The sequence below is a fragment of the Flavobacterium poyangense genome (assembly GCF_011751075.1).
Classification (GTDB): domain Bacteria; phylum Bacteroidota; class Bacteroidia; order Flavobacteriales; family Flavobacteriaceae; genus Flavobacterium; species Flavobacterium poyangense.
The window spans coordinates 1-13,751 of record NZ_JAALLN010000032.1 but is presented as its reverse complement, the minus strand read 5'-3'; the positions used below and the strand labels follow the sequence as shown (position 1 = coordinate 13,751).

The 13,751-nt window shown below is 36.1% G+C and carries 4 protein-coding genes and 1 pseudogene; all 5 read left to right on the top strand.

Translation table 11 applies throughout. The annotated features are described in order from the left end of the window. Positions 1 to 522 (top strand): annotated as a pseudogene (locus tag G3A47_RS22435) (glucosamine-6-phosphate deaminase); the annotation flags it as partial. 161 nt (positions 523 to 683) lie between these two features. Beyond that, complete coding sequence (locus G3A47_RS22430; protein WP_166926477.1) at positions 684 to 2,768, top strand: beta-N-acetylhexosaminidase; 2,085 nt, start codon at positions 684 to 686, stop codon at positions 2,766 to 2,768. 475 nt (positions 2,769 to 3,243) lie between these two features. Continuing rightward, positions 3,244 to 8,235: a DUF2012 domain-containing protein gene (locus G3A47_RS22425; protein ID WP_166926476.1), complete on the top strand. Its 4,992-nt coding sequence runs from the start codon at positions 3,244 to 3,246 to the stop codon at positions 8,233 to 8,235. A 568-nt stretch (positions 8,236 to 8,803) separates the two neighbouring features. After that, the gene (locus G3A47_RS22420) at positions 8,804 to 11,842 is read left to right on the top strand and encodes a SusC/RagA family TonB-linked outer membrane protein (RefSeq protein ID WP_166926475.1); all 3,039 of its coding nucleotides are present in this window, start codon (positions 8,804 to 8,806) and stop codon (positions 11,840 to 11,842) included. Positions 11,843 to 11,991: 149 nt separating this feature from the next. After that, positions 11,992 to 13,572, top strand: a complete 1,581-nt coding sequence (locus G3A47_RS22415) for a RagB/SusD family nutrient uptake outer membrane protein (protein WP_166926474.1) — start codon at positions 11,992 to 11,994, stop codon at positions 13,570 to 13,572. The last annotated feature ends 179 nt before the right edge of the window (positions 13,573 to 13,751 follow it).

Below are 13,751 nucleotides of genomic sequence, written 5' to 3'. Positions count from 1 at the left end.
AGATACATCGGATTAAAAGATGAAAACACCCATTTCTTAGACCTGCCATTTTACGAAACAGGACAAGTTAAGAAAAATCCGTTAGGTCCCGAAGACATTGCGATCGTAAAAGATATCATTGCTAAAATAAAACCACACCAGGTTTTTGCAGCAGGAGATCTGGCAGATCCACACGGAACACATGAGGTATGTCTGAATGCTATTTTCGCAGCAATGGCCGCTTTGAAATCACAGCCTTATATGGATGATTGCTGGTTGTGGCTGTACAGAGGCGCATGGCACGAATGGGATATTCACGAAATAGATATGGCTGTGCCGTTAAGTCCATCAGAAGTATTGTTAAAACGTCATGCTATTCTATACCATCAGTCTCAAAAGGACAGAGTGATGTTCCAAGGAAATGACTCGAGAGAGTTCTGGGTTAGAGCAGAGGACCGAAATAAAAACACAGCCATTTTATACGATGAATTAGGTTTGGCTGAATATGAGGCAATCGAAGCCTTCAAACGTTTTGATTATTAGCGTTGTTTTTTTACGATTCGGGTTAGAGCGAATCAAATGACAGGATTCAGAGTGATTTTAGTGCGATTAGTGAGGTTCGATTGAAATCACTTCGGGTTTTGTTTCTTATTATCTATTTATTAATGGGATCTCCGGATAACATCTTTACAAAAAACATTAAAATGAAATATTTACTAGTCCTACTATTAGCGGGTTTGACCTCTAGTGCTCAAGTTCAAAAAGAGCAACTAAATCTTATGCCCTGGCCTCAGAGTATCGTATTAAACGATGGAAATTTTACTTTAACTAAAAATTTTAAAGTAAACATTACCGGAAATCCAAATCCCAGAATTTTTGGGGGTGTAACCCGGTTTCTCCGACGCTTAGATGGTAGAACAGGTATCTTTTTCGAACAAGGTTTTATTACAAAACTAAATGAGGTTCCTACTGCAGAATTACAAATAAATTGTACCAAGAGTGGTAAAATTGGTTTGTATGAGGATGAAAGTTATCATTTAGACATTAAAAAAGATAAAATTACAATTAATGCAACCAGCGATTTAGGAGCTTTACATGGCCTTGAAACGTTATTGCAAATCATGCAGAATAACAACACTTCGTTCTATTTTCCAAATTCTCAAATTTCAGATTTTCCAAGATTTACCTGGAGAGGTCTGATGATGGATGTTGCAAGACATTTCCAGCCAGTAGATGTTGTGAAAAGAAATCTTGATGCTTTGGCGGCTATGAAAATGAATGTTTTTCACTGGCACTTAGTAGACGATCAGGGGTGGAGAATTGAAGTAAAAAAGCATCCGAAGTTAATAGAATTAGCTTCAGATGGAATGTACTATACACAAGAGGAAATAAAAAATATCGTAAAATATGCTGATGAGCGCGGTATTTTAATAGTTCCGGAAATCGATGTTCCGGGCCACGGATCAGCGATCTTGACTGCTTACCCCGAAATTGGCAGTAAAGTGATTACGCTGACTGGCGGAACTTCAGAGAAAAATATTCAGGGAACCGCTATTGCGACCTATGGAATTGAAAGAAATGCGGGTATTTTTTCACCAACATTAGATCCTACAAATCCTAAAACATACCAATTATTAAGTGAATTGTTTGATGAAGTATGTCCCTTATTTCCCGGGTCTTATTTTCATATCGGGGGAGATGAAAACGAAGGGAAAGACTGGGACTCAAATCCTAAAATTCAAGAGTTTAAAAAGAAAAATAATTTAGCAACCAATCACGAATTGCAAACGTATTTCACCATGAAATTGATACCGATGCTTAAAAAACACGGTAAACAATTAATGGGATGGGAAGAGATTTTGACTAAAAATATGTCAAAAGAAGCCATTATACATGCCTGGAGAGGTCCTAACGAAGGAGTTGTGGCAGGTCAGTCTTTGATTGATGCGGTAAAAAAAGGGTATAAATCGGTTATGTCCAATGGCTTTTATATCGATTTGATGTATCCAATAGAAAGCCATTATTTAAACGATCCGATGCCAAAAGGAGCTGATTTATCAGCCGAAGAAAAGGCAAGAGTTTTGGGTGGTGAAGCTACGATGTGGTCTGAGCTTGCTACACCAACAACTATAGATTCGAGAGTTTGGCCCAGAACGGCTGCAATTGCAGAAAGACTTTGGTCAGCAGAAAATATTACAGATGTAGCCAATATGCGCAAACGTCTTGATGTGGTTTCTTTTAGACTGGAGGAACTTGGATTGACACACATTCGAAATAAAGCAGTTATCTTAAGAAATATCGCTAACAATCAGAATGTCGAAGCGCTGAATGATTTTACAAATGTTTGTGAACCATTAAAAGGCTATAAACGTAATAAAGGTGGAACAGAATATCAAATGTATTCTCCTTTTACTCTTTTTGCAGATGCTTGTACGCCGGATGCCAAAGATGCTTTAGCTTTTGATGAGACAGTAGATCAGTATTTGACAAATAAATCACTCGATAATAAAATAAAAGTTGTTGCATTTTTAAATAAATGGATAGCAGTAAATAAGAGATTAAACGAATTGAGTGCAAATGCTCCATTAGTTCAGCCAATTTTGCCTTTAGCTAAGAAATTGAGTGATGCATCAGAACAATTAATTCTTGTTTTAGATAACAAATCCACTTTAAAAGGAGAAGAATTGAAAAATTTGATCGAACAATGTGATGCAAAAGATCATGCAGATGTTGAGTTAGCAGTTTATAAAAGTCTGAAGAAATTATCGCAAAAATCTGATTTGAATTAGTAGTTAGTAAGTTTAGTTTAAGTTACCAAAATTGTTCAGATGTCTCTGCCAGTTGTCCTCTGGTAGAGATGATTTTGGAAAACCGGAAGCTAATGTCTATTCAAATTTAAAAATAAAGAACCAAATAAGAGTAGTAACATTTAAAACCAAATAAGAGAATAAAACAAAAACATGACAAAAACAGAATTTTAGATTGATGAGTTTACCCCCAAATTTATCTTTTTTATTTATTACAATTTTTTTTAAAAAGAAGTTATACATAAATATCAATCAATACTATTCGTTAATGATTATGGTCGAAATCAGTAATAGTAATATTTATTTATAGAAGTGAATCGAATTAAAGTACAACGATTGCAATGTTTTCTATTTGCAGTTGATTGAATCCCGGTTATTGTTTGTCAAGCGCTGATTTTCAGTGCAAGACTTATCTTGATTGGAATATTTATTTTCTATTAACCAATATTTATTAATTATGAAACATTATTACAGATTGCTGTTTTTGTTGTTATTGTTTCCCTTACTTGCGTTAGCCCAACCAGCTCACGGCAAAAAAGTAGTAGGGTACTATGCACAATGGGCCATTTATGCCCGGGATTTCAATGTTCCCAAGATAGACGGGAGCAAGATAACCCATTTGAATTATTCTTTTTACGGGACAACTTTTGATCCTGCCCGTCCGGAGAATACAAAGTTAAAATGCCTGGATACGTATGCAGATTATGAGCATACCGAAGGCGGAATTCCATGGGATGCTCCTGTAAAAGGGAATTTTTATGACTTGAAAAAGTTAAAAGAAAAGTATCCGCATTTAAAAATCTTAATTTCTGTTGGAGGATGGACCAAAGGTCAGGATCTTTCTCCAATTGCCGCAAGTCCGGTGGCAAGAGCTGCTTTGGCTGCTGATATGGCAAACTTCATTACAACTTATCCTTTTATTGACGGATTTGACATTGACTGGGAGTATCCTCTTATGGGAGGAACAGACGGTACTGAAATTGTAAACGGAATTCCGGTTCCTCCACAAAAGTACCACCCGGATGACAACAAAAATCTGGTGCTTTTATTAAAAGCAATGCGTCAGGCAATGCCTAATAAACTGGTGACTATTGCAGCCGGAAACAATGTTAGAAATGTACCTAAACAATATTTAGGACCAAATAACAGAGCGCAGTACGGAATGACAGAAGATATTTCAACTTACTGTGATTACATTACCTATTTTGGATACGATTTTGGTGGAAACTGGTATGATAAAACATGCTATAATGCTCCTTTGTATGGAAGTGGAAACCCGAATGATCCATTATACGGTGCCACTCAGTCAGAATCACTGGATGAATTGACGAACATTTATTTGAATGTAGTTGGTTTTCCTGCCAGTAAATTAATCATGGGATTGCCTTTTTACGGTAAAAAATTTGACAACGTTGCCAATAACGGAACCAACCCAAATTTCCCGGGATTATTTGTTTCTGCACCAAGATACAATGTCGGAGGCTGTACAAATCCGCAAAATCCAACAGGAACCTGGGATGGCCCTGCAGCCTGTGAGAAATCCGGAAGTATCGAAATTTGTGGCCTGGTTGGAAATCCGGTTACCAATTCACATGCTTTTCTAGATCCAAATACCATGTTAGTTACACCAACGGCAGCAGCTGCCGGATGGGTGAGGTATTTTGATAATACAACTAAAGTTCCTTATTTATATAACAGTACTTTAAAACAGTTTATCAGTTATGAAGATAAACAATCAATAGATTTAAAAGTACAGTATATCAATTCCAAAAATCTGGCCGGTGGTATGATTTGGGAATTGTCTCAGGATACCAGAGGCTCTATACCTAATTCACTGTTAACTCAGGTAGATACTTCGTTTGGAATTACTATTCCCGGCAGAGTTAGTATAGGCGGTTCTGTAAAAAACGGAACAGCTTTAGTACCTAATGTTACAGTAGAAATAAAAAATGGCAGTAATGCTGTTATAGAAACGATTGTTTCTCCAACGGGTAATTTTATATTTAATAATCTGCCTTCGGGACAAAATTATACGGTAACGGCTACAAAGGCAGCTTACACTTTTACTCCGGTAACATTAAATAATGTAACGGTTAATCAGACTAATGTCGTTATTCAGGGAACACAACCTTTGTATACGGTTAGTGGAACTGTAGTAGTTGGAACTAGTACTACACCGGTTTCAGGAGTTACGGTTACAGCAACTTCAGGCACGACAGTTTTAACCGCTGTTTCTAATGCAAGTGGTGCTTATAGCATTGCCGGTTTAACAGCAGGACTTACCTTTACGGTTACAGCTGCTAAAACAGGTTTCCCTTATACTCCTGCAGTAACTACATATAATGCAATTAGCGCTAATCAGACGTTGAATTTTTCACAAGGTGCACCAATTGTATATTATACTGTTAGCGGTACTATTCTAAACGGAACTACACCGGCCGCGGGAGTTAATGTTACAGCAACTTCTTCAGGAGCACCTGTTACAGCGACTTCTAATGCAAGTGGTTTTTATAGCCTTAGTCTGCCATCCGGTGGAAATTATACTATTACGGCTGCCGCAACAGGCAAAACTTATACGCCGGCTTCAACAGTGTACACCAATTTAATAGCCGACAAAACTTTAAATTTAACAGAATTTAATGTTGGAACAAGTAAAGTTAGCGGTACAGTTAAAAACGGTACAGTTCCGGTTGCAAATGCTAAAGTAGAAATCGTATTACCATGGACAGACAACACACACGGATGGAAAAGTGTGCTTGCAACGACTGATGCACAAGGGAATTATAGTTTTCCAAATTCGGTTACAGACGGATATGCCGTTATTTCAAGTTTAAAATTGAATGCATGGCAAAATAATGATGTTAATTATTTTCCGAATAATTTGACAGGTTTTGCTGTTCCGGCAACACCACAGGTTTATAACTTTAATACAAGTGCTACAGCAAAAGTAGCTTCTTATGCTATAAACGGAAGAGTTTTAAACGGTACTACTCCGGTTTCTGGGGCTGTAATTTCAGCAGTTTCGGGAAGTAAAACGTTAACTGTAACAACAGCTGCGGATGGAACCTACACTTTTGCAAATTTAGCTGCAGGATCAGATTATAAGGTAACAGTAGCGAAAGCAAATTTGACATTCGTACCAACTTCAACAGCTTCAGCAACGATGTCAGGTAATAAAACCTTAGATTTTGCACAAAGTTTGGCAAGTACTAATTTAATTAGTGGTACTGTTAAAAATGGTACAGTTCCGGTTGCAAATGCAAAAGTAGAACTTGTTGTGCCTTGGACAGATAACACGCATAACTGGAAAAGTGTTCTGGCCACAACAGACGCGCAAGGGAACTTTAGTTTTGATAATACTGTTGTAGCTGGTTATACACAAGTTTTAAGTCTGAAATTGAATTCGTGGCAAAATGGAGAAGTAAGTTACTTCCCGAACAATCTGGCAAATTTTGCAATGCCAACGACGCCACAGGTTTATAATTTTAATACACAAACAACCGTTGTGACCAAACCGGTGGTTGCTATTACTGCGCCAACAACTCCTACAATTGCTATAAATTTAGGATCAGCGATTAATTTTGTTGCAAATGTTGGATTAAGTGCTGTTGATGCTACTACAATTTCATCTGTAGTATTTAGTTTAAACGGGCAAAGTTTGACTGCTACTAATACTTCAGGAACTTATACAGCAATTTGGACACCGGTAGCCAATCAGTTTTCGCTTAGTCATACCTTAACGGTTACGGCTACTGCATCAAACGGCACAACAGATGTAAAAACATATAATTTTACATTAAATTGTTCAGGTGCAAACTGTCCAAATGTATCGCCTGTAATTACCTGGAATTCACCATCGAATACCACTGTAGTCCAAAGTACTTTTCAAGTTGTGCCAATTTCGGTTAAAGCTGTTGACAGTGACGGATCGATTTCGGGTGTTACTATTACAATAAATGGAGGTACATTCAACATGACGGCAGGTGCAAGTAATATCTATACATATAATTTTACACCGACTGCTTATCAGGATTATCCGGTTGTAATCAAAGCAACCGATAATAAAGCTGCCGTAACTACATTAAACAATACAATTAAAATTACTAATGAGGACGAGAGATTTATTCCACTTCCGGCTAAAGTTGTTTTAGGATATGCGCATTCCTGGGAGAATACCGGTGCTCCGTTTTTATATTTTTCTCAAATGGTGGGAAGTAAGTTTAACGTAGTTGATTATGCTTTCATAGAAACCGTTAACCGTGATGGTTATACACCGGTATTAACTACAAATGATGCCAGATATTTGACCAACGGTGTTTTCAATAAACAATTGTTGAAGGATGATATAAAAGCTTTAAGAACTAGCAGAGTTCCTGTTATTGTTTCTATTGGAGGTCAGAATGGTCATGTTGTTTTAGACAATGTAGCGCAAAAAAATATTTTTGTTAATGGTCTAAAAGCAATTATCGACGAGTATCAATTTGATGGAGTTGATATTGATTTTGAAGGCGGATCGATGAATTTTAACGCAGGAGGTTTAAGAGATATTTCTTATGCGGGTATTTCTGCTTATCCAAGATTAAAAAACGTAATAGATGCCTGCAAAGAATTAAAAGCGCACTATGGCCCTAAATTTTTATTAACTGCAGCTCCGGAAACACAATACGTACAAGGAGGGTATTCTACCTATAATGATACTTTTGGTTCCTTCCTGCCAATCATTCAAAACTTGCGTAATGAATTGGATTTGTTAGCGGTACAATTGTATAATACAGGAGGAGAAAACGGATTAGACGGTCAGTATTATGGTTCAGCTAAGAGAGCAAATATGATAACTGCTCTAACAGATATGGTGATAAAAGGGTATAACATTGGTACAACCGGAATGCGTTTTGATGGCTTACCGGCCTCAAAAGTTCTTATTGCAGTACCAGCTTGTCCAAGTGCGGCAGGTAGCGGTTATTTACCGCCGGCCGAAGTAGTTAGTGCTATGCATTATTTGAGAACCGGAACGACTTTTACAGGAAGAACATACACCCTGCAGCCAGGCGGACCACATCCTACTTTAAGAGGTTTTATGACCTGGTCTGTAAACTGGGATGCCTCTTCTTGTGGTAATTCATCTGAATTATCTAAAGCGTTTGCGGCTTATTTTGCTTCACAAACGGCGGCAAAAACACTGCCTCTTGATAAAATTGAAGCAAAGAGCAGTACAGTAGCCTATTTTAGAAATGATGCTTTATCAGTTACAAACGAAACAGAAGGTATTGCACAAGTGGATGTATTTAATACTATCGGACAACCTTTAGTAAGTCATAAGAACATTCAGAATAATACAGAAGTCCTGATTCAGAACAGAAACTTCACAACTAAACAGCTGTTTATTGTGATAGTAACAGACAAAGCAGGAAATAAAAAATCATTCAAAGTAATGAACTTTTTAAACTAAGGTTTAGGAACGAAGAATGGAAAATTTAGAAATAAAAAAATTAGGACGGTTAAAATTGAGTTTGGTTATTTATTTTTTAATCTGGTTTTTATATTTCGAATAAATGCTGCGAATTGAGGTGATTTGTTATTTGGTTTTCACCTGAAGGAGCGCATTATGAACCCGACAATTTTATTGTCGGGTTTTTTTGTATAAAAAATGTGATTATTAGAGTAATTAAAGCCAAAATGGAAATTATTCCTCAAGCTTGAAAAGTATTACAATCTCTAATGTTTTGTTAAAATTTAACATAGAAAGAGGTCTGTCTGACTTGTTTATGTGCGTATTTACTGGTATTTGAGAGGGAGGGCGCTTTTAGTATATGTTTTGTTAATGTGTTAATAATTGCTATTAATTGTAGTTAATTTGCGTAAAAATTTAATATATGTTAATTTTTATTGTGTTTGATTGACGTATTATTGATTGTTTTGTGTCGTTTGTATAACATTTGTTGCTGTTTGTATAATATATTTTTTTTAACAATACTTTAAGAATAGTTTTACCTTAATAACTAACAAAATAAATAAACATGAAAAAAATTTTCTTAATCTTTATGATGGCTTTTACGGCGCAGGTTTCGCTTGCTCAGGTAAAAAGTATCAAAGGAGTGATTACAGATTCTAGTGGGATGCCGTTACCAGGGGCATCTATTGCTGTGCAGGGAAGTCAAAAAGGTACTTCAACCGATTTTGACGGATTGTACGCAATTGAGGTACAGAAAGGACAAACATTGGTTTTTTCTTATGTTGGTCTGGAAACACAAAGTATTGTTGTAGGGGATGCTACTACAATTAATATAAAAATGTTGCAGTCTGCATCAAATTCTTTAAATGAAGTTGTTGTTACTTCATTAGGTCTTAAGAAATCTAAAAAATCTTTGACTTATGCCGCACAAGAGGTTAAAGGAGACGAGGTGACTCGTGTTAAAGATGCCAACTTAATGAATAGCTTATCCGGTAAAGTTGCTGGTTTGATAGTAGGTAAAAGTTCTGCAGGAGCCGGTGGAGCAGTTAAAGTTACTATTCGTGGTAATTCATCTGCTACAAGCAATCAACCATTGTATGTTATTGATGGAATCCCGATGTTAAATTCTAATTCGGCTCAGGCCAATCAGGTTTTTGGAGATACAGCCGGAGGAAACAGAGATGGTGGAGATGCAGTTTCAATGCTTAACCCGGATGATATTGATTCTATGACAGTTCTAAAAGGTGCATCTGCAGCTGCTTTGTATGGTTCTCAAGGGGCGAATGGAGTTATTGTAATAACCACCAAAAAAGGTAAAGAAGGAAATGTAACGGCAAATTATAATACAAGTGTATTTGTAGATAATGTAGTTTCATTACCGGAATTTCAAACTAATTATGGCGCAGCTCCATCATCTGATTTGTCTTGGGGACCTCAGAAAAAATCTCCTGATCATGTTAAAGGTTTTTATGATTCTGGCCTAACTATGATTAACTCTATTGGTGTAAACGGTGGGACAGATAAAATGTCAACCAGTCTTACTTATGCCAATACCAGAGTCGATGGTGTAATTCCGACAAATGAATTTAAGAAAAACAATATTGCACTTCGTCAGAGTATTAAAATGTTCGGTGATAAAGTTACTATTGATGGCGCATTGTCTTATGCCGAGCAAAAAATTGAAAATAAGCCTACAAATGGATTGTATTTTAACCCTTTGACTGGAGTATATTTATTTCCAAGAGGTAATGATTTTAATGATTACCAAAATAATTTTGAGTATTTTGAACCTTCAAGAAACTTAATGCTTCAAAGATGGCCATCTGCTACATCTGATATTATTCAGAACCCGGGTTGGATCTTAAACAGAAATGCTTCTATCGATACAAATACTTCATTAATAAGTTCAGTAGCGTTAAACTATAAAGCTAATAGCTGGTTAAGTTTTAAAGCCAGAGGAGGTTATAATAAATTTAATAATACATTCGATAAAAGAATGTATGCGGGTACAAATGAAACATTGGCTCCGTCTACCGGTAGATATATTTATTCAGATAGTGAAAGCTCTCAGTTGTATGGTGATTTAATTGCGACTATTAATACAAAATTCAATGATGACTTTACATTTGGAGCTGTTCTGGGTACAAGTATTACTAAATCAACAATTAATAAAGCTTTTACAAGTGATTCAGGACAAAAAGGAGGATTAGTTAATGCGAACTGGTTTAATACCGGAAACTTTGTTTCTTCCGAGAGAAATTCACAAAATGTTGGTGGTAAAAGAGAAGTACAATCAGTTTTTGCAAGTGCAACTTTTGGTTATAAAGAAATGTTGTTTCTTGATGTTACAGGAAGAAACGATTGGTCGTCTACTTTAGTTAATACAAAAAACTTAGGATTCTTTTATCCTTCTGTAGGTTTGTCGGCTATTGTTAATCAGATGGTAACATTACCGGAGGCAATTAGTTATGTAAAAGTACGAGCTTCTTACGCTCAGGTGGGTAATGATATTGCTGCTTTCTTAACATCACCGGTAAATACTTTTCAGGGTAATACCGTTACATTTCCAATATCAGGTCCAAAACCTGGTACCTCTTTGAAACCGGAAAAACAAAATTCATTTGAATTTGGTACAGAGTTGAGATTTGTTAAGAATAGAATTGGCCTTGATTTTACTTATTATAGAAACGAAACCAAAAATCAATTAATTACAGCTCCGGCTCCAATTCCAAATACTACAGGATATACAAATTATGCATTTAACGCAGGTAGTATAGAAAACAAAGGTTTCGAGATTAGTTTAACAGGTAAAGCTATTGCTGCAGATAATTTCTCTTGGGATATTGGTGTGAATTATGCTTCAAATAAAAATACGGTTCTTAGTTTAGGTGCAGGTGCTAATGGAAATATCAATACCGTTATTTTAACTAATGGAGATCCGAATAGTTACAGGTATGTTTTACAAGTAGGAAAACCTTTTGGTGAAATTCAAGGAAAAAATATTGTAAGAAATGCAAACGGTCAAATTGTACTGGATGATAAAGGGAATATCCAAAAAACAGATTTTGTAAATTTAGGAAGTTCAAATCCGGATTTTATGCTAGGTTTTTCTAACTCATTCAGATACAAAAAAGCAGTCTTAAATATACTTATTGACGGTAGATTTGGTGGGCATGTTATGAGTATGACTGAGGCTATGATGGATTACTATGGAGTGTCTAAAGCAACCGGTGATGCAAGAGATGCAGGTGGAGTTAAGATAAATGCTGTTGATATTAATGGAAATGCAGTGACAACAATGGATACCAGAAAATATTATGAAGTGGTTGGTAACAGAGCAGGTACTACTGGTGAATATATGTACAAAGCTACAAATATTAGATTAGGAGAACTTTCGCTAGGATATACTTTTGATTTCAGTAAAGAATCAATTTTCAAAACCGTGAATGCTTCTATTGTTGGTAAAAATTTATTTTTCTTCTATAAAGATGCTCCGTTTGATCCAAATGTGACATTAAGTAGTGGTGAAGGCTTACAAGGAGTTGATATTTTTGGAGCACCATCAACAAGAAGTATAGGTGTTAATTTAAATTTAACTTTCTAATTAGTGTAATAAAAGGACAAAACCTTTTTGGTTGTTGTAAGATGTTTTGTTTGTTACTGGAATAGGAAATAGTCAACAAACAATAAAACCCTGATGGGGAGGCTTATAAGTCAATAAAAATGATTTTAATTAACAATAAAAATTCACAGATGAAAAATAAATTATTAATATTTGGTTCAGTTTTAGCTCTTTTTTTAGGCAGCTGTACAAGTAATTTTGAGGATGTAAATACCAATGAGGCCGGTTTTAGTAACGAGCAATTAGAGCAAGACTTTAATCGTGTGAAGGCGCCAATTAGGGCAATGGAAAGAGGGATGTATATCTTGGTTGCCGATGATTGGCAAGGAGATATCCAGTTCAATTTAAATGCAGATATTTTTTCCGGGTATATGGGAACACCAACTGCTTTTGAAGGAAACAGAAACAATTCGACTTATGTTCTTTTAGACGGTTGGAATGGTGCAGAATGGGTTCAGAAATATCAAAGAGAGATGGTTAATGCCTATAATCTGGAGAGATTAACAAAAGACAAATACCCTCAGTTTTATGCCTGGTCTTTGATTTTAAAAGTATATGCTATGCATAAAACGACGGATTATTACGGACCAATTGTGTATACCGGTTTTGGAAATGCTGACGGATCGACTCCATATGATTCTCAACAAGTGGTTTACAATAAGTTCTTTGCAGAATTAAAGACTGCGATTGATATTTTGACTCCAATTGCAGCGGATAATACGGCTACCTTTTTTCCTGATAAGAAAGATGCAACAGACGGAACTACAGGTGTTGGAAATGTACGAAAATGGGTAAAATTTGCTAATTCTTTAAGGCTACGTTTAGCAATGCGTATTTCTAATGTAGATCCGGTAAAAGCAAGAGCGGAAGCAGAAGCTGCTTTGACCGGTATAGGAGTTATTAGTTCTAACGAAGATAATATGGCCTATAAGGCAGAACACCCTGTGTTGACCTATACTGGACCGTGGACAGATATTAATGCAGGAGCTCCAATTGTGTCAATTATGGATGGTTATAATGATCCGAGAAGAGCTGCGTTTTTTCATAAAACCAAAACAGGAACTTATCAGGGGATTAGATTGGGAAGTATTGTGAACTCTGATTATGAGACTGCAAAACAAGATCAGTTTTCTAAAATTGGTGCAATTGTAGAGAACAATCTGATACCATGGTTTAATGCTTCTGAATCTCACTTTCTGAAAGCAGAAGGAGCGTTAAAAGGTTGGAACATGGGCGGAAGTGCTCAATCATTTTATGAATCAGGAATTGCAACTTCTTTTGCCCAGTTAGGTGCTGGAAGTGCAACGGCTTATTCAAATGATGATACTTCTATCGCAGCAGATTTTACAGATCCGTTAAATGCAGCAAATAATATTGCAGCACAAAATCTGGTAACAATAAAATGGTCTGACGCTGTGTCTAACGAAGTAAAATTGCAAAAAATCATTACTCAAAAATGGATTGCAGGGTTCCCTGATGGTCAGGAAGCTTGGGCTGAGACCAGAAGAACAGGGTATCCGAAACTATTTTTACCTACAAATAATTTTTCAGGAGGAAAAATTCCGGATGGTACTTTTGTAAGAAGATTGAATTTCTTTGTAAACGAAAAAACGTCTAATCCAAATGGATATGCACAAGGTGTTCAGCTGTTAGGAGGCCCGGACACTGGAGCCACAAGACTTTGGTGGGATACCGGAGTGAATAAATTCTAGTAAAAGGTAAAAAATAAGATAATTTAAGTTTGGTTATTAAATGGTATAAGTGGCGTAAGTTGCTTATACCATTTTAAAAACCAAGAGGGTAAATAGTATAAAAAAAGAAAAGAAATGAAAAGTGCTTTAGAAACAATACCTGATATCAGCTATAAAAGCGCAGGGAAATTTGAAGAGAC

Bases quoted from the DNA above. Each gene is read 5' to 3' on its own strand.
- G3A47_RS22430 (WP_166926477.1), top strand. From the start codon at position 684: ATGAAATATTTACTAGTCCTACTATTAGCGGGTTTGACCTCTAGTGCT.
- G3A47_RS22425 (WP_166926476.1), top strand. From the start codon at position 3,244: ATGAAACATTATTACAGATTGCTGTTTTTGTTGTTATTGTTTCCCTTA.
- G3A47_RS22420 (WP_166926475.1), top strand. From the start codon at position 8,804: ATGAAAAAAATTTTCTTAATCTTTATGATGGCTTTTACGGCGCAGGTT.
- G3A47_RS22415 (WP_166926474.1), top strand. From the start codon at position 11,992: ATGAAAAATAAATTATTAATATTTGGTTCAGTTTTAGCTCTTTTTTTA.